This is a genomic window from Chromohalobacter sp. 48-RD10, from assembly GCF_029889785.1.
GTDB lineage: Bacteria > Pseudomonadota > Gammaproteobacteria > Pseudomonadales > Halomonadaceae > Chromohalobacter.
In genome coordinates, this window is the sequence record NZ_JARANX010000011.1 from 25,929 (window position 1) to 48,311 (window position 22,383).

Below are 22,383 nucleotides of genomic sequence, written 5' to 3' on the forward strand. Positions count from 1 at the left end.
AAGGCGCGCATGATGACAGCGAAAGAGTGGTGTGCCCTGGCGCATTTACCCAAACTCGGCGCGCGGCGTCTGGCGGTCATCCGCCGAGAGCTGGCCGCGCAAGGTTTGGCGGATGATTGGCCCGAGGCCTGGCTAGCGGCGATGCCCGCTGAGCCACGCGACACGCTGCGGCACTGGCTCGACCACCCCGCGAAGAGCCCTCTGGAGGCGCCGGTTACGGCGGCTCTGGCGTGGGAGTCGAGCCAGCCATCGCATCATCTCTTGTATCCTGGTCATCCGGCCTGGCCTGCCTTGCTCGATGAAATCGTCGACCCGCCGGCGCTGCTATGGGCCAAGGGCGACCTGGCTGCGCTCGATCTGCCGGGTTTGGCTATGGTCGGCACGCGGCGACCGACCCGTGAAGGCCGCGACAACGCGGCTTTCTTCGCCCGAGAACTCGTAGATGCTGGCTTCGGCATCGTCAGCGGCATGGCACTGGGTGTCGACGGCGTGGCCCAACGCACGGCGCTGGAGGCTGGCGGACGCAGCGTCGCGGTGCTCGGCTGCGGCGTAGACGTGATCTATCCGCCGCGTCATGCCGATTTGTATCGCCGTCTGCTCGACGAAGGCGGCCTGCTGCTCTCCGAACATCCCGCCGAGACGCGGGCCCATGCGCGCTATTTTCCACGCCGCAATCGCATCATCACTGGGTTGTCACTGGGCGTGCTGGTCGTCGAGGCGGCCGAGAAGAGCGGTTCGCTGGTCAGCGCACGGCTGGCGATGGAACAGAACCGCGAAGTCTTCGCGATTCCCGGCTCGCTGCACAACGTGCAGGCACGCGGCAATCTGGGGCTGATCCGCGACGGGGCCTGCCTGGTACGTGGACGCGACGATATTCTCGAGCAGTTCGGCCATTGGCAGGCGTTGAACGCGGCATCGTCTGAGGCCGATACGGCGACGCCACCGATGGATGAAGACGCTCCGGCGCCCCTCGATGTGCCCCAAGACCCGTTACTGGCGCTGTTGGATACGGCCCCTACGCCGCTGGACGTGCTCGTCGAGCGCAGCGAGCTGGATGTCGGCGGATGCCAGATGCGCCTGCTGGAACTGGAGCTCGCCGGCCAGGCCGCGCAGGTGAGTGGGGGTTGGGTACGCCGCGCCACACGCTAGGCCTGCGACAGCGTGGCACGGCGTCTCGCCCTGCGTGCGTGATAAGATGACTGCATCTTGTATCGCCGTGAAGTGAAATCCTTCGTCATGTCAGAGACGTCCGACACTCTTAGTCACGCCGTGGCGGCATTGCGCCGCGGCGCCATCGTGGCTTATCCCACCGAGGCAGTGTGGGGGCTGGGCTGCGACCCTGATGACGATGCCGCCTTGGCGCGGTTGATCGAACTCAAGCAACGCGATCCTGCCAAGGGGCTGATCCTGATCGCTGGGTCGGTGTCGCAACTGGCGCCTTGGCTGGAAGGGCTCGACGAGGCGCAACGCGCGCGTCTGGCGACCAGCCAAGCGGCGCCCACTACCTGGCTGGTGCCGGACAACGGCCGGGCACGCCCGTTGTTGCGCGGCGAGCACGCCACCCTGGCGGTGCGCGTCAGCGATCATTCCTTGGTACAGGCCTTGTGCAACGCCTTCGGCGGCCCGCTGGTCTCGACCTCGGCCAATCGTGCCGGTGAGCCGCCCGCGATGAGCGCCGATGACATACGCGCGGCCTTCGGCGAGGCGGTGACGCGTGTCGATGGCGCGCTGGGTGGGTACGCGCGGCCGAGCACGATCCGCGATCTGGCAAACGGCGAGGTCCTGCGCGATTGAGGCGTGTCGGTGTGTCGTATGCCTGGCGTCATGGCCGGGCGCTACATGAGTCAAACCAACCGAAAATCCGAGGAGCGTGACGTGGCACACCCACATCTCGACAAGGTGAAGGAGTATCTACTCGACTTGCAGGAACGTCTCTGTGAAGGCCTGGCCGCCGAGGATGGCGAGGCCTTTCGCGAAGATAGCTGGACACGCGAGTCGGGTGGTGGCGGTCGCTCGCGGGTGATCGAGAACGGTAACGTGTTCGAGAAGGGCGGGGTCAATTTCTCGCATGTCTTTGGCGAACAACTGCCGGCCTCGGCATCGGCTGCGCGGCCCGAACTGGCCGGACGCAGCTTTCATGCCGTGGGTGTGTCCTGGGTGCTGCATCCGCATAACCCGCATGTGCCCACTGCGCATGGCAATGTGCGCTTCTTCATTGCCGAAAAAGAGGGGGCAGAACCCGTCTGGTGGTTCGGCGGTGGTTTCGACCTGACGCCCTTTTACCCGGTATTCGAGGACGTGGTCCACTGGCACCGTGTGGCCCGCGATGCCTGCACACCGTTCGGCGATGATGTCTATCCGCGCTTCAAGCAGTGGTGCGACGACTACTTTGTCCTCCATCATCGCGGCGAAACGCGTGGCGTCGGCGGGCTGTTCTTCGATGATCTCAACGAATGGAACTTCGAGCATTGCTTCGCGTTCCAGCAGGCGGTGGGCGATGCCTTCCTCGACGCCTATCTGCCCATCGTGCGGCGGCGGCGCGAGACGCCTTATGGTGAGCGCGAACGCGACTTCCAGGCGTTCCGGCGCGGCCGTTACGTCGAGTTCAATCTGGTCTGGGATCGCGGCACCCTGTTCGGGCTGCAAAGCGGTGGGCGTACCGAATCGATCCTGATGTCGATGCCGCCGCTGGCCCAGTGGCAGTATTGCTGGTCGCCTGAGCCGGGCAGCGACGAGGCGCGCCTGGGCGATGAGTTTCTGCACCCACGCGAGTGGCTCGAGGAGGCCGAGGCATGAGCGATCGTTATTGTGTCTTCGGGCATCCCATCGGGCATTCGCGCTCGCCGCGCATTCATGCACTGTTCGCCGAGCAGTGCGGGCAGACCATGACCTACGAGGCCATCGAGGCGCCGCGCGAGGACTTCGTCGGCGCCTGGCGCGCCTTCGTGGCGGCGGGCGGTCTGGGTGCCAATGTCACCGTGCCGTTCAAGGAAGAGGCGTATCGCGTGGCGGACGTGCTCAGCCAGCGTGCGCGTAGAGCGGGAGCCGTCAATACGCTGGTACACGGCCGCGATGGGCGCACCTATGCCGATACCACCGATGGCGTGGGCCTGGTACGTGATCTCGAGGCGCACGGCGTGACGCTCGACGATGCGCGTGTTCTCGTGCTTGGTGCGGGCGGCGCCGTGCGCGGCGTGCTCGATCCATTGCTGGCGGCGGGGCCACGAGCATTGCATATTGCCAACCGTACCGCCGAGAAGGCGGTTGGCCTGGCCGCTGACTTCCAGCAGGAGGGGGACGTGACGGGCAGCGGCCATGATGCCCTGGAAGGCCCTTTCGAGGTGGTTATCAATGGCACCAGCGCCTCATTGAGCGGTGAGCTGCCGCCCTTGCCGGAGACGCTATTGGCGGCTGATGGCGTGGCCTACGACATGATGTACGCCGCCGATCCGACCGTCTTTCTGCAATGGGCGAGCGCGCGTGGCGCGCGCACGATCGATGGCCTGGGCATGTTGGTCGAGCAGGCGGCCGAGTCGTTCTTCCTGTGGCGGCACGTGCGCCCAGACACTGGGGCGGTACGCGATACGCTACGCCACGAGCTTTGACGGCCGTGCGCCGGTCCGTTCGCAGACGCCGGCCTGCCAGAGGCGGCGTCTCGATTTTCAGAGCGCGGTCAGCGTTGGCAGTTGGGGCGCTTGCCGTTGGCCCGGGCCTGCTCGTAAAGCGGCGTGGCTTCGTCCAGACGATCTTGCAAGCCTTGAATGCGTGACTGGTTGCTGGGGTGGGTGGAGAGCCATTCCGGGGGCGCGCCCTGGCTTTGTGAGGCCATGTTCTGCCATAGATCGATGCTGGCGCTGGGGTTGAAGCCGGCTTCCGCCATCAAGTCCAGGCCGAGCTTGTCGGCTTCCGATTCGTGCTTGCGCGAGAAGGGCAGGATCACGCCGTATTGGGCGCCCGCGCCGAGAAGCCCCATGAGCTGTTCGCCAGTGGCGCCTTCCAGCCCCGCGGCCGACTGCAGGATCGAGAGTCCGGTCTGTGTGGCGGCTTGCGTCGACACGCGCTCGTTGGCGTGATGCGCGAGGACGTGTGCTACCTCGTGGCCGATGACGGCGGCCAGTTGGTCCTGGCCCTCGGCAATATCCAGTAAGCCGCTATTGACCCCGATGTAACCCCCCGGCAGTGCAAAGGCGTTGGCCGAGTCGTCCTTGAAGACCTTGACTTCCCAGTCTTCGACCTGCGCATCGGCGGGCACCTCGGCAGTAATGGCATTGGCGACGCACTGCACGTAATCGTGCGTAGCGCCACCGACCTCGGGCAATTCTTCCTGATATTGGGTGAAGCTTTGCTGCCCCATCTGCTCGAGTTCATCGTTGGAAAACAGCGCCAACTGGTTGCGTCCCAGGGGCGAAGTACTGCAGGCGGCAAGCATGAGGCCGACCATGGCGATGGCGAGCGGCGTGCGCAGGCGAGACGGCAACGTCCTTTGCATGAGAATCTCCTGATGGGCTCTGGACCCGGCAACCAAACGGCTCCAAGATACCCCGATGCTCCGTTGGGTCAACCAGCGATATATAGGCAGGATTCTGAAATCAACAGTGAAGGAGGTAAAGATGGACGCCGACCTAGCGCAACGTTTGCACAAGGTGCTGGACCGGGTCGAGGCATGGTTGCCGCCGGAGCCGGAAGCTGTCGATTGGTCGCGTGATGTGGCGGCAATCTGGCAGCGTAACGCGCTTGGCGGCCAACTGGTTCCGGTGGCCGCGCGCGATAGCGTCAGCATAGATGACCTGGTCGGCATCGAGCGTCAGAAGACGGCGCTTTTGAACAACACGCGCGCTTTCTTGCATGGGCGTTCGGCGAATCATGCGCTGCTCTGGGGCGCACGCGGTAGCGGCAAATCGTCGATGGTTAGAGCCTTGCTTAACACGCTGGCATCGGAAGGACTGCGTTTGATTCAGGTCGACCGCCACGACCTGGTTGGCTTGCCAGCGTTGGTGCAGCGGCTGCGCGGCTCGACGCATCGTTTCATCGTGTATTGCGACGACCTATCCTTCGAAGGCCACGACGACGCCTATAAAGCGCTCAAGAGCGTGCTCGATGGAACCTTGACCGGCCCGCCCGAAAACGTGTTGTTGTATGCCACATCCAACCGGCGCCACCTGTTGCCTGAGTCGCTCGCCGACAATCAGGACTCGCGGCTGGTCGACGGCGAGCTCCATCATGGCGACGCGGTGGAGGAGCGCATCTCGCTCTCGGACCGCTTCGGGCTGTGGCTGGCCTTCCATCCTTTCAATCAGGATGCGTACCTGACGGCATGTCAGCATTGGGTACACTATCTGGGCGGTGAAGACGCCTGGAGCGATGCGGCCCGCGAGGACGCGGTACGCTTTGCCACCTTGCGCGGGGTGAGAAGCGGGCGTGCCGCCTGGCAGTTTGCCTGCCAATGGGTAGGTGCGGAGCAAGAGGCGCAAGAGTCGTGATATTCAGTGCTGCGAGGCGGACTTACGGTCAGGGGGTGGGCGGATATGCAAGAGAGCGGACGCAGTCGGCGCCTCGAGGCATTATGCGTGCAATACGTCGAGAGGTTGCATGACGACTTGCAGGCGGTAATGGCGCAAGTCGAGGAGATGAGTACCCGCGATAATGCTGCATCGGGGGTGGAACTGGAGGCAGTCTGCGAGGCCCTGCAACGTATCGCGGATTCCGCCGGTCGCTTCGGCTATGACACCTTGAGCGAAATATGCGGCGAAGTGGCACGCCAGACCCGTCAGTGGCTCGATGGAGACGTGTTGCCCGCTCCCTACACGTTGGCGGCGCTACAATCGCGTCTGCAATACGGGGCGGAGCAACTGCCCAATCTCGACGATCTACTGCCTGCACACGCCACGACGGCCCAGCGAGAGATCGCGTCGGTGCGTGTCGCCTTGCTGGGTGACGAGCCACTACGGCGACGCGCGCTGGGTGAGGCATTGAGCGCGTTGGGGTATGTATGTCGCGCGTATGCCATGCATGATGTCGACGCCCTCACGGCATGGCAACCCACCGCCGTGCTGATCGATGAGAGCAGCGTGCCGCGTTCGCGCTGGAGCGCCTGGTGGAGCGGATGGCAGTCTCCGCCGCATCTTCTGGTATTCGCCGATGAGGACGATTTTGCGGCGCGACTCTCGGCGATTCGCCATGGTGCGGCGGGTTATTTCGTGCCGCCGTTGGACGCCTCGCTGATCGACAGGTGCCTGGATCGTTTGGTGTCGGGGCCTATGCCGGAACCACTGCGTGTGCTGATCGTCGATGACGATGTCGAACTGGCCGAACATTATCACCGAGTGCTGGACGGCGCGGGGATCGGTTCATGGGTGGTCAACGTGCCGGCCGAGACCCTGCTCGCACTACGCGATTACCGCCCTGACCTGGCCTTGATAGACACGCGCTTGTCCATGTGCACAGGACGCGAGATGGCCCGCGTGATGCGCCTTGATGGCGCTTGGCGGGACTTGCCCGTGGTGTATCTGGCGGCCGGTGATGACGTGCGTGAGCAGGCCCTGACGCGTAGCGGCGATGCTTTTCTCGGCAAGCCGGTGGATGACGATGCCCTGGTGGCCACGGTCTTGTCACACGTCCACCGAGCGCGTGGCTCCCGGCGCTCGGTGGCGCGCGATGGCTTGACCGGCGTGCTCACCTATGCCGCCTTGCAAGAGCTGTTGGAAGTCGAATTCGCCCGCACGCAGCGTAGTGATACGCCGACGAGCCTGGCGCTGATCGATATCGATCATGTGGGGGCCTTGAATGCTCATCATGGGCATGCCAGCGGCGACTACGTGATCCGTCTCCTGGCGGAGCACTTGACGCAGAAGCTGCGTTTCATCGACCAAGTGGGACGTTACGCGGGGGGAGCATTTTGTGTCGTGTTGCCGCACTGCAACCCCGAGGACGCGCAACGCGCGATCGAGCGCATACGCTTGCAGTTCCAATCGCAGATGCAGACGAACAACGAGCGTTGCGATGTCGACGTGACGTTTTCCGCCGGGGTGGCGGGCCTGCATGATGCGTCCAGCGTCGAGGCAGGGCTCGACATCGTCGATCAAAGGCTCTACCGCGCCAAGCTGGCGGGACGCAATCGTGTGCTTGGTAATGGCGACGAGTGAGACGCCTCAGCGACGGTTCTTGCGCGCCTCGCGCGTGCGGTTCAGCTCGCGTTTCTTGGCCTTCTCGCGGTCGCTGGCGCCGGCATTTTCGTCGTAAGGGTTGTTGCCCGAGCGGAATTCGAAGCGCATCGGCGTGCCGCGCACCTTGAGCACCTTGCGGAAGGTGTTGATCAGATAGCGCTTGTACGACTCTGGCAGTGAGCTGGTCTGATTGCCGTGGACCACGATGATGGGCGGGTTGCTGCCGCCCTGGTGGGCCATGCGCAACTTGATACGGCGACCGTGGACCAGCGGCGGCTGATGCTCGCTTACCGCATCCTGCAAGAGGGTGGTCAGGCGGTTGGTCGACCAGTGACTATTGGCCGAGTCGAAGGCCCGCGTGATGGACGGATAGAGATCGCCCACCGCCGTGCCGTGCAGCGCGGAGATGAAGTGCATTTCGGCGTAATCGGCGAAGCCCAGACGGCGCTTGATCTCCGTGCGCATCTTGTCCTTGGCTTCTTGCTCGAGGCCGTCCCATTTGTTGACCGCCAGTACCAGCGCGCGCCCGCTGCTCAGGGCATAGTCGAGCAGGTGCAGATCCTGTTCGACCAGGCCGCTGCGTGCGTCGAGCACCATGACCGCCACATGGCAGTCCTTGATGGCTTCGAGTGTCTTGACGATCGAGAACTTCTCGGTGGTTTCCTTGACGTTCTTGCGTCGCCTCACGCCGGCGGTGTCGACCAGCACATAGGGCTTGCCGCGGCGTTCGAAGGGGATCTCGATGGCATCGCGCGTGGTGCCGGCCTCATCGAAGACGACGACGCGCTCTTCACCCAGCAGGCGGTTGACCAGTGTCGACTTGCCGACATTGGGACGACCGATGACCCCGATGCGAATGCCGTTGCTGATATCCGGCGGTGCGGCGTTGGCCTCGCGCGGAGGAAAGGGCGCCAGCACCTCGTCGATCAAGGCGGTCACGTTGCGTCCATGCTCAGCGGCGACCGGGCGCGGATCGCCCAGGCCGAGTTGCCAGAAGTCCGCTGCAGCCGAGTGTTCTTCGAGCCCATCGGTCTTGTTGACCACCAGCCAGGTTTTCTTCTGATTGACGCGCAAGTGATTGGCGATGGCTTCGTCGGTGGCGCTGAGGCCGCTACGCCCGTCGACCATGAACAGCACGATGTCGGCTTCGTCGATGGCCAGCAGCGACTGCTCGGCCATGGCGGCGTCGATGCCTTCTTCATTGCCGCTGATGCCGCCGGTGTCGATGACCGTGTAGGTCTTGTCGCCGAGTGCACCGTTGCCGTACTTGCGGTCACGGGTCAGGCCGGCAAAGTCGGCGACCAGTGCGTCACGCGTACGAGTCAGGCGATTGAATAGGGTCGATTTGCCGACATTGGGTCGGCCTACCAGGGCGATGACAGGATTCATGTTATCTCGTAAACCGGCGCACAAAAGCGTTGAGTGAGGCTGGGCATGCGACGAGGTCGCTTCAAAGGAGACATGACGCAAGCGTCACGTTGTCGTGGCGTGATTCTAGCATTGCTGATCGTTAAGGGCCCACAAATGACGCGGGCACCTCATCGCGAGGTGCCCGCTCATGAGCTCAATTGATGTCTCTCAATCGTTGCTTGCGTCGATATCGTAGGCCGCCAGTTCGCCGTCGTTGGTGAGGGTGTAGACTCGTTGGTCGTTAGCCAGCAAGGGCAGGCTGATGCCATCGCCGCCGAGTTCTGTGCGACCCACGAGTTCACCATCGCTAGCGTTGAGCAGGTGGACATAACCCTGATAGTCGCCCAGCGCCAGCTTGCCGTCGACGAAAGTGGGCGCGGTCAAGTCACGTCCTTCGAGGGCGTCGGATTCCCACAGTACATTGCCACTATCGACGTCGAGCGCCAGGACATGGCTGGCTTCGTTGACGGTAAAGAGGTAGTTGCCGACGCGTAGCGGGGTCAGATAACTGGATTCGTCGCGCGACCAGAGTACTTCGCCGCTGGTGGCTTCCAGCGCCATGACGCGGCCGTTGTAGCTGGTCACGAACAGGCGACCGTCTTGAGACAGCACCGGCTGGCCATTGAGATCGACGAGCTGCTCCACTTCGGTACGCCCTTGCGGCACGGCGACGCGCATGTCCCAAAGCGGTTGTCCGCTACGGTTATCGAGCGTCACCAGGCGGCCATTGGAGAAGCCGACAAACGAGACGGGCTCAATGACACGCGGCGTACCCGTACCGCGCAGAGTCAGCGAAGGTCGGTTGCTGCTGTAGGTCCATTCTTCCTGCCCGGAGGTGCGATCCAGGGCTGTCACCGTGCCGTCGACACTCTGCACCACGACCAGTTTGCTGTTGACCTGAGGGGCGGCCAACACTTCGCTGGAGACCTTGGAGCGCCAGGCTTCGCTGCCGTCCTCGCGGTCGATGGCGACGACGGAACCGTTGCGCGTACCGGCATATAAACGCGCACTATCGCGGGACATGCCACTGGAAAGCGGCGTGTCGAAGCGTACTTCCCATTGGGTGTCGCCATTATCGGCGTCGAGCGCGCGTAACAGGCCGCTTGCGTCGGCGGCATAAAGGGTGCCGTCGGTGAGTAGGGGCATCAAGGGGTAACGTGCCCGCCCTAGACCGTCGCCGACCGAGGTGGACCACCGCTCGTCGAGGGTCACCGAGGCCGAGAAGTCCTGGAGTTCCTTGGGCGGATATTGCGGCTCGACGTCGCCGGCACAGCCCACCAGCAAGGTGGACAAGGTAAGCGCGGCCGGTAACAGTAGGTGGTTCAATTTCATCAGCTGGCGTCCTCTACACCGAGATTGTCGAGCTTGAGTCGTACGCCGGAAAGCGGTTGATCCTGCTCTTCGGCGCGGGCGAGCGCGTCCTGATAAGCTTGGCGTGCCTCACCGGGTTGATCTAGCGCGGCGTGGGCATCGCCGCTGATCTCGGCGGCTTGCGCCTCTAGCGCGGTGGGAATATCGCCCTCGAGCGTGGTCAGGGCGCCTTCGACGTTGTCCAGGGCAAGCTGCACGCGTGCCAAATTGAGGCGTGCGAGGCCGTTGAGATAGGCATGTTCGCTACCATCGATGAAGGACGACAGTGTATCGCGTGCACCCTCCAGGTCATCGGCGTCGACGGCCAGGCGGGCACGCATCAGCTCGGCAAGCTCGGCGTATAGGGTGCCACCGTGCTCGCTTTCCAGACCATCGATCATGGTCGTGGCTTGTTCGCGTTGCTCGGCACTCATCTGCGGTTGCTGCATCAGCATCGTGAGCTGTTGGTAGCGTTGCGACGCCGCTTCCGCTTGAGAAGTTTGGTAATCCTGCCAGGCGTTCCAGGCGAAAACGCCAGCGCCAGCCAGTACGATGCCGGCGATAATCGCCTTGCCGTACTCTTTCCACCAGCGCTTGAGCGTCTCAAGCTGTTCATCTTCGCTAGTAATAAGCTCCGCCACGGGCGGTCTCCTTCAATGGCTATGCGTATAAAACGGCGCCTTGTTTTTCAAGTCCGTTCTTCAAGTCCGCTCTTCAAGCCTCCGCGAGAAGCGTCTGGAGACGCGCCGCGAGCGCATCGAGGGCCACGCTTTCTTGATCGCGATCTTCACGCAGGAATTTGATCCCCACCTGACCGCTGGCCAGCTCATCCTCGCCGAGTAACAGTGCCATGCGAGCCCCGCTCTTGTCGGCTTTCTTGATCTGGCTCTTGAAGCTGCCGCCGCCGCAATGGAGTTGCAGGTGCATGCCGGGCAGGTCGCTACGCAGACGCTCGCCCAGCAGCATCGCTTCGCGGCTGGCGGCATCGCCCATGGCCGTCAGATAGACGTCGGTGCGCGGTCGCGCGGCCTCGGGGATCAGGTCGAGCGTTTCGAGTAGCAGGATCAGCCGCTCGACGCCCATGGCAAACCCTACGCCAGGCGTGGGCTTGCCACCGAGCTGTTCGACCAGGCCATCGTAGCGACCGCCGGCACATACCGTGCCCTGGCTGCCCAGCACTTGGGTGGTCCACTCGAACACGGTTCGACTGTAATAGTCTAGCCCCCGCACCAGGCGCGGATTGATGACGTAGTCGATACCGGCCGCCTCGAGCATGGCGGTGAGCTCGGCGAAGTGCGTCCGCGATTCTTCGTCGAGATGATCCATCAAGCGCGGCGCGTCGGCGAGCACCGGCGCCATGTCGGGATTCTTGGAGTCCAGGATGCGCAGCGGGTTGGTGCTTAGACGGTGCCGGGAATCCTCGTCGAGGACATCGGCATGCGCCTCGAAGTGAGCGACCAACGCATCGCGGTAGGCGCCGCGCGCCGCGTTGGAGCCCAGCGAGTTGAGCTCCAACTGGACGTGGGGCATCAGCCCGAGCGCTTCCCAAAGCCGGGCACTGAGCAGGATCATCTCGACGTCGATGTCCGGCCCGTACATGCCATAGGCTTCCACACCGACCTGGTGGAACTGGCGATAGCGTCCCTTTTGCGGACGCTCGTGGCGAAACATCGGGCCTTGATACCACAGGCGTTGCGTCTGGTTGTAAAGCAGACCATTCTCCAGCGCCGCGCGCACGCAGCTGGCGGTACCTTCGGGCCGCAGTGTGAGGCTATCGCTGTTGCGATCCTCGAAGGTGTACATCTCCTTCTCGACGATATCGGTCACTTCGCCGATCGAGCGCTTGAACAGTGCGGTCTGCTCGATGATGGGCGTGCGGATTTCGCTATACCCATAGCGCTGCATGAGATGCTGGATCTGACGCTCGAAGTATTGCCAAACAGGCGACTGCTCCGGTAGCAGATCGTTCATGCCACGGATGGCCTGGATCTTGTTGCTCAATGCTGACTCCTGAACCGGTACGGGGCGCGCGAGCGGCGCTTTATGCCTCGCGGGCGATGGTATCGCGTTCGCGGGCCTCTTTTTCGCGGACCTTATCGCGGATCAGCGCTTCCAGGTCGTCGACCAGATGGTCGTTGCGAAGCTTGTTGGCCGGCTTGCCGTCGACATAAACGAGGTTGGCCGGGTCGCCGCCGGTGAGGCCGATATCGCTTTCCTTGGCCTCGCCGGGGCCATTGACCACGCAGCCGATGACCGACACATCGAGCGGCGTCATGATGTCGTCGAGGCGTTCCTCGAGGGCATTCATGGTGCCGATGACGTCGAAGTTCTGGCGTGAGCAACTCGGACAGGCGACGAAGTTGATGCCTTTGGAGCGCAGGCGCATGCTCTTGAGCATGTCGTAGCCGACCTTGATCTCTTCGACGGGGTCGGCGGCCAGCGAGACACGAATGGTGTCGCCGATGCCTTCCATCAGCAGCATGCCAAGCCCAATCGAGGACTTCACGGTCCCCGAACGCAAGCCACCGGCTTCGGTAATGCCCAGATGCAGGGGCTGGTCGATGCGTTGCGCGAGTTGGCGATAGGCAGCCACCGCCATGAACACGTCGGAGGCCTTGACGCTGACCTTGAAATCTTTGAAATCGAGGCGGTCGAGGTGCTCGATATGCCGCATGGCGGATTCGACCAGAGCTTCTGGCGTCGGTTCGCCGTATTTCTTCTGCAGATCCTTTTCCAGCGAGCCGGCGTTGACGCCGATGCGAATCGGGATGCCGTTTTCGCGGGCGGCATCGACCACCGCGCGCACGCGGTCTTCACGGCCGATATTGCCGGGGTTGATGCGCAGACAGTCGACACCCAGTTCCGCCACGCGCAGGGCGATCTTGTAGTCGAAGTGGATGTCGGCGACCAGCGGGACCGTGACTTCGCGCTTGATCTGGCCGAAGGTCTCGGCGGCTTCCATGGTGGGCACCGAAACGCGCACGATATCCGCGCCTGCGGCCTCGAGCTGGCGGATCTGTGCCACGGTGGCGGCGACGTCCAGGGTGTCGGTGTTGGTCATGCTTTGAACGGCGATGGGCGCGCCACCACCGACGGGTACATTCCCGACATGAATCTGGCGAGATTGACGGCGTTGAATCGGAGATTGCATATGCATGGACGTATCACTCTCCCAAGGTGAAGCGGGCGACATTGTTGCCGCCGGTATGCTGGCTCAGGTCGATATCCTCGTCCTGATAGCGGAGCTCGACGCCGGTGGCGTTGCCAATGGTCAGGCGAAACGGCGGCGTTCCTTCTAGCTGGGTGTTGGTTCCGGGGTCTTGAAGCCCTGCCAACAAGCGTTGATCGTCGGCATCATAGATCTCGGTCCATGATTGTTCGTTGAAGGTCAGTGTCAAGCTATTGGCGCCGTTAGCGCTGGCATCGTTACTAGCGCCATCGCGGTCGTCGTCTTGCGTGGCGGATGCGGCATCCGCCGAGGTGCCGCTGGCGGCGACGTTCGTGCCCTGCGCGTCGACATCGTCGCGGCTGGTGGCATCATTATTCGAGGTGCCATCAGCGCTCGCGTCGTCGCTACCGACCAGCCCCAAGCTGTCATCTTCGTCGGGTAGCGGCGGCAGGTTGTCCTGTTCGCCCACGTTATCTGGTTCGTCCGTACCGGCCTGCGATGCGACATTGTCGCGTTGTGCCTCGTCGTCCGGGGAAACGTCATCGTTGGAGGCCGTTTCGTTCGCCATGGCGTCGTTCCCCGCGCTGCCCTCAGGAGCGCTAGCGCCATCCGCACTTTCCATGGCGGCAGGGTCGTCGCCGAGGCCGAAGAATTCGTTGCCTTCGCGGCTTTGCCACCAGAGCAGCGTCAAGCCGATCAAGCCGACGATGATGACTAGCGTGACCAGCTTGAAGATCCAGGCACCGATCCGTGAGGGCGGTTGCGAGCGGTACGATGGCGGCGTGACTTTGCGGTCGAGATCATCACGACCATGCAGAGCGTCGTAGTCTAGCGCCACACGATTGTCGTCGAGCCCCAGCAGCTTGGCGTAGGCACGCAGATAACCTCGACGATAGGTGGCGATGGGCACCTGATCAAAACGGTCTTCTTCCAGGCCGGTGACCACGGCGGGCCGGAGGTTGAGCTGCTCGGCGACTTCTTCCAGCGACAGCCCCTGTTGCTCGCGCTCGCGCTGCAGACGAGTGCCCGGAGGTTCATGACCCTCGGTGGCAGCGGGGGAAGTGTGTTGTTCGTGAGTGTCGCTCATACCAGAGCATCCTTCTCGAATTCGTGTGGTCGGATCATGCCTCAGGAATCGTCATGCTGCCGATGATAAAAGGCTGCGGCTTCCTCGTCGCCCCGTGCGCGAGCGATCTCGCTCGCCAATTCGAGACTTTCTGGGGTCGCCTCGGCCAAGGTAAAGAAACGCTGCAAGCGTTCCCAGGCACGTTCATCATGACCCTGCGTATGGTCGAGTCTTGCCAGCAGGAGCAGGCTCTGTGCAGCGCGTGAGTCGGACGCGATGGCCTGTTCCAGCGGGCGTCGCGCGGCATCGAGATCGCCTTGCTCGAACCGGCATCGGCCCAGATTGGCAAGCAACTGGGCGCGATTATTATACGTGGTGTCTTGTGTTGCTTGCTGCAGTTGCGTACAGGCGGCGTCGAGCTTGCCTTCATCGTACAGGAAAGCAGCGTAGTTGTTGCGCGCGCGAGTATAATTGCCGTCGGCATCCAGCGCACGCTTGAAATATTCCTCGGCGAGTCCCGGCTCATCCTGACGTTGATAGAGAAGAGCCATGCCTTCCAGCGCCCGTGGGTCGTCGGGCCCCAGTTCCAAGGCGTGTTCCAGCGCATCGCGGGCGCGCGTCAAGTTATCGCGTTTGAGGTAGGCCAGCCCCAGCTCGGTATATGCCGACACCGCTTGACCGTTGTCCGGCGATGCGTAAGAGGAGTTGCTTTCGACCTGGATGGCGCAACCGCTCAATAGCCAGACGAGCGACATCGCGGCACTCAACGAGCGGATCGAAGGTGGTCGATGGCGGCGCGTCATGGAGCCCTCTCGAAACAATGGCATCAATCGGTGCGATGAGACGGAATTCGTCGTCTGGAAGTGTCCCATCAAAGCGCCGCACCTTAGTGAAGTCAAGGCAAGGCTCAATCAGCGTCGATCTGAATGGATTGAATGTAACGCTCGTGACGCCTGGTGCGGTCCTTGACGCGCCCCACCAGCTGGCCGCAGGCGGCATCGATGTCATCGCCGCGCGTCATGCGAACGGGGGCGGTATGGCCCAGCTCTTCGAGCCAATGCTGAAAACGCATGACCTGATTGCGTGAAGGCTTCTCGTAGCCCGAGTGCGGGAACGGATTGAAAGGAATCAGATTGATCTTGCTCGGCAGCCCTTCGAGTAGCGTTGCCAGCTCTTGGGCATGGTGCTGCTGATCGTTGACGTCTTTCATCAGCGTATACTCGATGGTCAGCATGCGCGTGGCATCGCATTTATCGAGATAGCGACGGCAGGCATCTAGCAGCGTAGCGATGTTGTACTTGCGATTCAGCGGTACCAGCTCATTGCGCAGCTCATCGTTGGCAGCATGCAGCGAAATCGCCAGGCTCACGTCGAGTTCGTCGGCGAGCTTGTCGATCATCGGGACTACGCCGGAAGTAGAGAGTGTGACGCGGCGCTTGGAAAGACTGTAACCGTTGTCGTCGAGCATGAGCTTCATGGCCGGCACGACAGCGTTGTAGTTCATCAGCGGCTCGCCCATGCCCATCATCACGACGTTAGTGACCGGGCGGTTGGTGTCTCGCCGCGCGTCGAAGCTGTTGCTGGCCACCCACACCTGACCGATGACCTCGGCACTGGTGAGGTTGCGCTGAAAACCTTGCTTACCGGTAGAGCAGAAGCTGCAATCCAACGAACAGCCTACCTGAGACGACACACAGAGCGTGCGGCGCTTGCCGCCCTCGGCGGGAATCAGCACGGTTTCCACGTGACTGCCGTCCTCCACTTCGAGGACCCACTTGCGCGTGCCATCTTTCGAGGCGCCTTCGTAGACCACGCGTGGACCACGCACTTCGGCGACCTCCTCCAGGCGCGTACGCAGTGCCTTCGAGAGATTAGTCATCGACTCGAAGTCGTCGCAGCCTTCGTGGTGAATCCACTTCATTACTTGGGCGGCGCGAAATTTCTTCTCGCCCAATGAGACGAAGAAGTTTTCCATCTCCTCGCGCGTTAGGCCGAGAAGGTTGGTACGGGGCGTGGTGGTCTCGAGGGTCATGGTGGGTCGTACGCTCGGTGGATGGCGGTGCGGGGGCCTTGCGGCCCCCGCGGGAAGCGATCAGCGTGCGCAGATCTCTTCGCTGCCGAAGAAGTAAGCGATCTCGCGCTCGGCGGATTCCGGCGAGTCGGAGCCGTGCACGGCATTGGCATCGATGGACTGCGCGAAGTCGGCGCGGATGGTGCTGGCTTCGGCTTCCTTGGGATTGGTCGCGCCCATCAGGTCACGGTTGGTAGCGATGGCGTCATCGCCTTCCAGTACCTGCACGATCACCGGGCCGGAAGTCATGAAGCCCACCAGATCGCCGAAGAAGGAACGTTCCTTATGCTCAGCGTAGAAGCCTTCGGCCTGGACCTGAGAAAGCTGGAGCATCTTGGCGGCGACGATCTTGAGGCCGGCCTTCTCGAAGCGGCTTTCGATCTCACCGATGACGTTCTTGGCGACGGCGTCGGGTTTGATGATGGACAGGGTGCGTTCGTTGGCCATGAGGTCAATGTCTCCGTGACTGAAATCGAGGGTCTTGATCGATACGCTAACGCGCCGCTCGAGGCGACGCGTTGCATTAAACTCGACGGATGTCGAAAAAAGCGCGCCATTGTAGCGTGTCGCCGAACGTGGCGCACGCTTGATGGAGGGACGCCTTTAGACGCTGAAGCTCTCCCCGCAGCCGCATTCGTCTGTAGTATTAGGGTTGTTGAAGCGAAAGTAACGGTTAAGCCCTTCGTTGACGTAGTCCACCTCGGTGCCGTCGAGCATGGTCAAGGCCTCCTTGTCGACGAGCACCTTGACGCCGTGATCCTCGAAGGGTACGTCGTTGGTGCCCACTTCATCGGCGATGTTGAGCACGTAGCTGTAGCCGGAGCAGCCACTGGGCTTGACCGCCACGCGCAGGCCGAGGCCATTGCCGCGCTCGGCGAGCACATGCTGGATCTGTTCGGCAGCAGCGGAACTGATACTTATATTAGCCATGTTGACCTCCTTGCTTGGGTCGCGATGCGCAGTGCGGCGACCTCGAATCATTGGCGTAGGGCGCCGAGTGCATGTCTGAGCTCGGCGCTTGCGGTGTCGATGTCCGCCTCGGTAGTGAAGCGGCCGAAACTGAAGCGAATGGACGCCAAGGCGCGAATGCGATCGGTGCCGATGGCCTTCAATACATAGGATGGCTCGACACTGGCCGAATTGCACGCCGAGCCGGTCGATACCGCCAGCGCGCGCAGCGCCATCAGCAGCGACTCACCGTCGACGTCGTCGAAAGCCAGGTTGACGATCATGGGGACCGAGACGTCGAGCGTTGTGTTGCAGTGCACGCCTTCACATGCCTCGAGGCCGTCGAGAAAGCGCTGGCGCATGGCTAGGCCATGGGCGTGATCGGCTTCCCGTGCGTCGACCGCCAGGGCGAAGGCTTCGCCCATGCCCGCGATCTGATGCGTGGGCAAGGTGCCCGAGCGCATGCCACGTTCGTGACCACCGCCATGGATCAGTGCGTCGAGGCGAATGTCGGGGCTGCGGCGTACATAGAGCGCGCCGACGCCTTTGGGACCGTAGGTCTTGTGCGCTGACATCGACAACAGGTCGATGCCCATGGCGTTGACATCCAGCGCGATTTTTCCAGTGGCCTGGGCGGCATCGACATGGAAGACCGCGCCGGCCGCGTGGACGACCCCGGCCAATGCCGCCAGCTCGTGGATGCTGCCCAGCTCGTTGTTGACGGCCATCAACGAGACCAGAACGGTATCTTCACGTATGGCGTCGTTGAGCTGCGTGGGCGTCACGCGGCCATCCGCACCGGGCGTCAACCAAGTCACGTCGAAACCTTCGGCCTCGAGCGCGATAGCGGTATCGACAACAGCCTTATGTTCGATACGCGAGGTGACTAGATGTCGACCGCGCGTGCGGTTGGCGCGCATGAAGCCGATCAACGCAAGGTTGTCGGCCTCGGTAGCGCCACTGGTCCAGACAATCTCTCGCGGATCGGCGGCGATCAAGTCGGCGACTTGGCGACGGGCACTTTCCACCGCCTGTTCGGCAAGCCAGCCTGGCATATGGCTACGCGACGCCGGATTTGCGTAGACGCCATCGAGTGTCAGGTGACGCGCCATCACCTCGGCGACGCGTGGGTCGACGGGGGTGGTGGCGGCATAGTCAAGATACACGGGTGAGGTCATGACGGCTCGTATCGATGATGGCGCTGGCGTCTACTGCCCTGCACAATCATTGCTGGGCAATGCTGATGGTATCAGTGCTGATCGTCTCCGGCGCGACGCGCTGCTGGCGAGCGGCGATATCGCGGACCTCCTGGCGTTCCACCAGCTCGGCGAGCGTGATGGCGTCGAGGAAGCCATGGATCTTGTCCGACAGATCGCACCACAAATGGTGCGTCAGGCAGGTGTCGCCCTGCTGGCAGTCCGAGAGTCCCTGGCAGCGCGTTGCGTCCACGGACTCATCTACCGCGCCGATGACCGCAGCCACCGAAATGGCGCTGGACGCATGCGCGAGCATATAACCGCCGCCCGGGCCGCGTACGCTCTTGACCAGCTCGGCACGCTTGAGCCGCGCGAATAGCTGTTCCAGATAGGACAGCGAGATCGTCTGGCGTTTGGAAATGTCGGCGAGGCTGATGGGGCCGGCATCGGCATGTAACGCCAAGTCCAGCATCGCGGTGACGGCATAGCGTCCCTTGGTCGTCAAGCGCATAAGTCGAGGTGATCGGGCGTCGGTGATGAAGCGATTGACCAGGCAGGACATACAATCCGTATGGAATGCTTGCCTGAAATGTGTTCGTATTATGGGAAAACCCAGTAACGCGGTCAACCATTCCCGTCGTGGCTCTCCTGGCGTGCCAATGCCCGGCTTTGCTTGTTCACGGCCCCGAGAATGCCGCGCAAGATATTCATTTCCATGCTGTCGATGTGGCTGCGCATGAAGAGTCGGCGCAGACGCGCCATCAGTTGACGCGGATTGTCGGGATCGTGGAAGTCGATGTCGATCAGCGTTCGTTCGAGATGGTCGAAGAAGCGCTCCATGTCGTCATGGCTGGCCGGCGGGTTGTCCCACTCGACACCGAACGGCGTCTCCGGGGCATCGTCCGCGCCCAGCGCTGCCAGTCGACATTCATAGGTTAGCACCTGGACCGCAGCGGCCAAGTTGAGCGAGCTGAAGTCAGGATTGGTGGGGATGTGCACATGGGCATGGCAGCGCTGCAGTTCGCCGTTGGTCATGCCGCTGTCCTCGCGCCCAAAAACCAGCGCCGCCTGGGCGGCCTCGGGTGCGCACTCGCCGGGAAGGCGTTCGCCCAGCGCGCGCGGGGTGAGCATGGGCCAGGGGAGGTGGCGTACGCGGGCGCTGGCGCCGACCACGAAGGTGCAGTCACCGACAGCCTCCTCGAGCGTGGCATACACCGTGGCATTGCTCACCAGGGCATCGGCACCGGACGCACGAGCGTGGGATTCGGAGCCGTATACTTCGCAACGCGGCGCGACGAGGGCCAGATCTGCAAGACCCATATTGTGCATGGCGCGGGCGGTGCCGCCGATGTTGCCAGGGTGGCTGGTGCCAATGAGAACGATACGCAGTTTGTCGAGCATGATGATAGGCGCGCGGCTGAGAAACGAGTGGCGAGTCTATCATGGCTTGAGGCCGTGAAACTTCCCGTCGTGGGCGCTTTCTGCTAGGATGCGCGACGTTCTTTAACAGTTTCCGAGATTCAGGCCCGTATCATGCATCCCATGGTTCAATTCGCACTGCGCGCCGCGCGTAGTGCCGCCGAGCAGTTCGTGCGTGCTCGCGACCGCATCGAAGTCGCGCGTGGCGACCGGCAGCTCGATCAGCTGCTGGAAGATACTGCGCGTAACGCAGAAACACTCATCGACGCGCAGTTTCGTCGCAGTTACCCCCAGCATGGCCTTTCCGGTCGCTATACGGCGCACCGTGACGGCGAAGGTGAGGGCGCTGATTTCCACTGGCGTATCGAGCCGTTCCACGGCTATTCCAACCTGGCCGTGGCATCGCCCAGCTTTGCCATTTCCGTTGTCTGTTTGGTCAAGGGCAAGCCCGAGCATGCGGTGATTGTTTGCCCCTTCAGCGACGATGAATATCTCGTCAGCCGTGGGCGTGGTGCGCAGCTCAATGGACGCCGCATTCGCGTGCCCAATCATATCGCGGTCGAGGGTGCGCGCATTGCTGTCGGTTTGCCGGAGCCCTGGCTGCGTTCGCGCCATCTCCCGACGTATTTAGCCTTGGTTCAAGGCCTCGGGCCGCAGGTCGAAAACTTCCTCAGCAGCGGTAGTGGCCTTCTGGATCTCGCGCAACTCGCTGCTGGCCGTGTCGATGTCGCCTTCGTGCTGGGGCTCGAAGAACAGGATCAAATGGTTGGCAGCCTCCTCCTCAAGGAGGCCGGTGCACTGCTGGGCGGTCCAGACGGTAGTCCCACGGTCAGCATCGAACAGAATCTCATGGCCGCTACGCCACGCCTTTACAAGACACTGGTACAGCAGCTCAAGCCGCGGATGTAAGCTCTTTGGGCTTGTCCGCATGAAATACCCCGCCGACATCGCGTTGACGGGGTATTTTTCATTGTGCGGCTCGTGTCGGTCAGTCCGTCGGGCCGATCAGATGCTTGACCTCGAGATAGGCAGCTAACCCCCAAGGTCCGAGCTCGCGGCCGATGCCGCTATGCCCGAAGCCGCCCCAGCTGGCTTCCGGCATAACGATTTGCTCGCTGTTGTACCAGATGTTGCCGGCACGCAAGGCCCGTCCGACGCGCTTGGCGCGTTGAGGGTCGCCGCTGATCACCGTGGCGGCCAGGCCGAAGTCGCTGGCGTTGGCCAGCGTGATGGCGTCTTCGTCGGAGGCGACACTGCGTGCGCACAGCACCGGGCCGAAAACCTCCTCGCACCACAGGCGGCTATCGGTGGGCACGTCGCGATACAGCGTTGGGGCGATGAAATAGCCTTGATCCGGCAACTGCCGATGACGGGCGTCGCGTACTGGCTGAAGCTCTTCGCGCTCGGCGATGGCTAGGTAGTCGTGGACCCGGTCGCGCTGACGCTGGCTGGTCATCGGTCCCATATCGGTGTCCGCGCCCAGCGGATTGCCCAGGCGGATCGCGTCGATGCGTGTCGCTAGCGCCTCATAAAGCGCCTCGGCAAGCGATTGATGCACGATCAAGCGTGAGGTCGCCGAGCAAATCTGCCCGCTGTTGAAGTATATGCCAGCCATGACCCAGTCGGCGGCTTGTTCGACTTCGGCATCGTCGAGCACCAGGATCGGCGATTTGCCGCCGAGCTCCAGCGACACCCCGCGACTACCCTCGGCGGCGGCCTGCATCACGCGTTCGCCCACGGCGTTACTGCCGGTGAACGACAGCTTGTCGATGCCGCGGTGATGCGTCAGCGGTATGCCGATGCCATCACCATCGCCATGCAACAGGTTGAGCACGCCCGGCGGCAACGCGATCTCCAGGGCGATCTCGGCGAGGACCTGTTCCGGCAACGGTGTGACCTCGGAAGGCTTGAAGACCACCGTGCAGCCCGCTGCCAGGGCAGATGCGATCTTCCAGGCGCTGGTCACCAGCGGGAAGTTCCACGGCGTGATCAGGCCCACCACGCCGGCGGGGTCTTCATAGCAATAGGCGTCGACACCTTCGATGTCATGCGTGATACGGCGACCCTGCCGGGCTTCCAGCTCGCGTGCCTGGCGTGCGTAGTAACGATAGCAGGCGATGGCGTCGTCGAGATCGATGCCGGCCTCGGCGAGGGCCTTGCCATTGTTGGTCGCAGAAATCTCCATCAGCGCTTCACGACGCGCCGTCAGGGTATCGGCCAGCGCCTCCAGATACGCTCCGCGCGCCTCGCCGCCCAAGGCGTTCCAACCGGGAAAGGCGCGACGTGCGGCGTCCACTGCCGCGTCGACGTCTGCGGCGTCGCCAGCCGTGACCTCGGCGACCTGGCGCTCATGATACGGGTCCATCACCGCCAGGCGCCGTGTGCCCTGGCTGGCTACCCAGCGATTGTCGATGAACTGATGATCGAGTTGTTGCATGAGGACTCCTTCAAAGGGCGTGCTCACGGCGCCAATCATCGATCATGGCGTGCAAGCGTGACCCGGAAAAACTGGGAAAATGGCCGCCGTGAACGATGCGCGTCTGCATAGGATTTGGTGGCCATGTTATCTCTATGGGTGGAAGCGTGTCTCG

22 protein-coding genes are annotated in these 22,383 nt (G+C 62.7%); 7 read left to right on the forward strand and 15 right to left on the reverse strand.

The window, feature by feature from the left end; genetic code table 11:
- Nucleotides 1–9 precede the first annotated feature (9 nt).
- The 4 genes from dprA (at nucleotide 10) to aroE (ending at nucleotide 3,605) form a co-directional block, all read left to right on the forward strand.
- Nucleotides 10–1,149: a DNA-processing protein DprA gene (gene dprA, locus OP496_RS12050; protein WP_280563885.1), complete on the forward strand. Its 1,140-nt coding sequence runs from the start codon at nucleotides 10–12 to the stop codon at nucleotides 1,147–1,149.
- 87 nt (nucleotides 1,150–1,236) lie between these two features.
- Nucleotides 1,237–1,794, forward strand: coding sequence for a Sua5/YciO/YrdC/YwlC family protein (locus OP496_RS12055; RefSeq protein WP_280563886.1), 558 nt, complete (start codon nucleotides 1,237–1,239; stop codon nucleotides 1,792–1,794).
- Nucleotides 1,795–1,875: 81 nt separating this feature from the next.
- The gene (gene hemF, locus OP496_RS12060) at nucleotides 1,876–2,796 is read left to right on the forward strand and encodes an oxygen-dependent coproporphyrinogen oxidase (RefSeq protein ID WP_280563887.1); all 921 of its coding nucleotides are present in this window, start codon (nucleotides 1,876–1,878) and stop codon (nucleotides 2,794–2,796) included.
- Nucleotides 2,793–3,605, forward strand: a complete 813-nt coding sequence (gene aroE, locus OP496_RS12065) for a shikimate dehydrogenase (protein ID WP_280563888.1) — start codon at nucleotides 2,793–2,795, stop codon at nucleotides 3,603–3,605. Before hemF ends, aroE begins: the two co-directional genes overlap by 4 nt.
- Before the next feature lie 68 nt (nucleotides 3,606–3,673).
- On the opposite strand, the gene OP496_RS12070 is transcribed toward aroE, so the two are convergent.
- On the reverse strand, nucleotides 3,674–4,489 hold the full coding sequence (locus tag OP496_RS12070) for a M48 family metallopeptidase (protein WP_280563889.1): 816 nt from the start codon (nucleotides 4,487–4,489) through the stop codon (nucleotides 3,674–3,676).
- A 121-nt stretch (nucleotides 4,490–4,610) separates the two neighbouring features.
- Here OP496_RS12070 and OP496_RS12075 point away from each other — a divergent pair, with 121 nt between their 5' ends.
- Nucleotides 4,611–5,480: an ATP-binding protein gene (locus tag OP496_RS12075; protein ID WP_280563890.1), complete on the forward strand. Its 870-nt coding sequence runs from the start codon at nucleotides 4,611–4,613 to the stop codon at nucleotides 5,478–5,480.
- Between the two features lie 45 nt (nucleotides 5,481–5,525).
- Complete coding sequence (locus OP496_RS12080) at nucleotides 5,526–7,142, forward strand: diguanylate cyclase (RefSeq protein ID WP_280563891.1); 1,617 nt, start codon at nucleotides 5,526–5,528, stop codon at nucleotides 7,140–7,142.
- A gap of 6 nt (nucleotides 7,143–7,148) precedes the next feature.
- On the opposite strand, the gene der is transcribed toward OP496_RS12080, so the two are convergent.
- From der to OP496_RS12145, 13 genes are all read right to left on the reverse strand, one after another.
- On the reverse strand, nucleotides 7,149–8,552 hold the full coding sequence (der, locus tag OP496_RS12085) for a ribosome biogenesis GTPase Der (RefSeq protein ID WP_280563892.1): 1,404 nt from the start codon (nucleotides 8,550–8,552) through the stop codon (nucleotides 7,149–7,151).
- A 189-nt stretch (nucleotides 8,553–8,741) separates the two neighbouring features.
- The gene (bamB, locus tag OP496_RS12090) at nucleotides 8,742–9,905 is read right to left on the reverse strand and encodes an outer membrane protein assembly factor BamB (RefSeq protein WP_280563893.1); all 1,164 of its coding nucleotides are present in this window, start codon (nucleotides 9,903–9,905) and stop codon (nucleotides 8,742–8,744) included.
- Nucleotides 9,905–10,564, reverse strand: a complete 660-nt coding sequence (locus OP496_RS12095) for a tetratricopeptide repeat protein (RefSeq protein ID WP_280563894.1) — start codon at nucleotides 10,562–10,564, stop codon at nucleotides 9,905–9,907. The genes bamB and OP496_RS12095 overlap by 1 nt, the downstream gene beginning before the upstream one ends.
- A 73-nt stretch (nucleotides 10,565–10,637) precedes the next feature.
- Complete coding sequence (gene hisS / locus OP496_RS12100; protein ID WP_280563895.1) at nucleotides 10,638–11,924, reverse strand: histidine--tRNA ligase; 1,287 nt, start codon at nucleotides 11,922–11,924, stop codon at nucleotides 10,638–10,640.
- A 40-nt stretch (nucleotides 11,925–11,964) separates the two neighbouring features.
- Nucleotides 11,965–13,080 (reverse strand): flavodoxin-dependent (E)-4-hydroxy-3-methylbut-2-enyl-diphosphate synthase, encoded by a 1,116-nt coding sequence (ispG, locus tag OP496_RS12105; protein ID WP_280563896.1) that lies wholly within the window; start codon nucleotides 13,078–13,080, stop codon nucleotides 11,965–11,967.
- Between the two features lie 7 nt (nucleotides 13,081–13,087).
- Complete coding sequence (locus OP496_RS12110; RefSeq protein WP_280563897.1) at nucleotides 13,088–14,179, reverse strand: RodZ domain-containing protein; 1,092 nt, start codon at nucleotides 14,177–14,179, stop codon at nucleotides 13,088–13,090.
- 41 nt (nucleotides 14,180–14,220) lie between these two features.
- Complete coding sequence (gene pilW, locus OP496_RS12115) at nucleotides 14,221–14,961, reverse strand: type IV pilus biogenesis/stability protein PilW (protein WP_280563898.1); 741 nt, start codon at nucleotides 14,959–14,961, stop codon at nucleotides 14,221–14,223.
- A gap of 104 nt (nucleotides 14,962–15,065) precedes the next feature.
- Nucleotides 15,066–16,190, reverse strand: coding sequence for a 23S rRNA (adenine(2503)-C(2))-methyltransferase RlmN (gene rlmN, locus OP496_RS12120; RefSeq protein WP_280563899.1), 1,125 nt, complete (start codon nucleotides 16,188–16,190; stop codon nucleotides 15,066–15,068).
- 60 nt (nucleotides 16,191–16,250) lie between these two features.
- Nucleotides 16,251–16,676, reverse strand: coding sequence for a nucleoside-diphosphate kinase (gene ndk / locus OP496_RS12125; protein ID WP_280563900.1), 426 nt, complete (start codon nucleotides 16,674–16,676; stop codon nucleotides 16,251–16,253).
- 156 nt (nucleotides 16,677–16,832) lie between these two features.
- A complete protein-coding gene (locus OP496_RS12130; protein WP_280563901.1) occupies nucleotides 16,833–17,159 on the reverse strand; it encodes an iron-sulfur cluster assembly accessory protein in 327 nt (108 codons plus the stop codon).
- Nucleotides 17,160–17,206: 47 nt separating this feature from the next.
- A complete protein-coding gene (locus OP496_RS12135; RefSeq protein WP_280563902.1) occupies nucleotides 17,207–18,355 on the reverse strand; it encodes an aminotransferase class V-fold PLP-dependent enzyme in 1,149 nt (382 codons plus the stop codon).
- Nucleotides 18,356–18,401: 46 nt separating this feature from the next.
- Entirely contained in the window at nucleotides 18,402–18,884 is a 483-nt protein-coding gene (iscR, locus tag OP496_RS12140; RefSeq protein ID WP_280563903.1) for a Fe-S cluster assembly transcriptional regulator IscR, read from the reverse strand.
- A gap of 113 nt (nucleotides 18,885–18,997) precedes the next feature.
- Nucleotides 18,998–19,774, reverse strand: coding sequence for an RNA methyltransferase (locus tag OP496_RS12145; protein WP_280563904.1), 777 nt, complete (start codon nucleotides 19,772–19,774; stop codon nucleotides 18,998–19,000).
- A 132-nt stretch (nucleotides 19,775–19,906) separates the two neighbouring features.
- On the opposite strand from OP496_RS12145, the gene OP496_RS12150 reads away from it, so the two are divergent.
- Nucleotides 19,907–20,701: an inositol monophosphatase family protein gene (locus OP496_RS12150; protein WP_280563905.1), complete on the forward strand. Its 795-nt coding sequence runs from the start codon at nucleotides 19,907–19,909 to the stop codon at nucleotides 20,699–20,701.
- 79 nt (nucleotides 20,702–20,780) lie between these two features.
- On the opposite strand, the gene OP496_RS12155 is transcribed toward OP496_RS12150, so the two are convergent.
- On the reverse strand, nucleotides 20,781–22,229 hold the full coding sequence (locus OP496_RS12155) for an aldehyde dehydrogenase family protein (protein ID WP_280563906.1): 1,449 nt from the start codon (nucleotides 22,227–22,229) through the stop codon (nucleotides 20,781–20,783).
- Nucleotides 22,230–22,383: the final 154 nt, after the last annotated feature.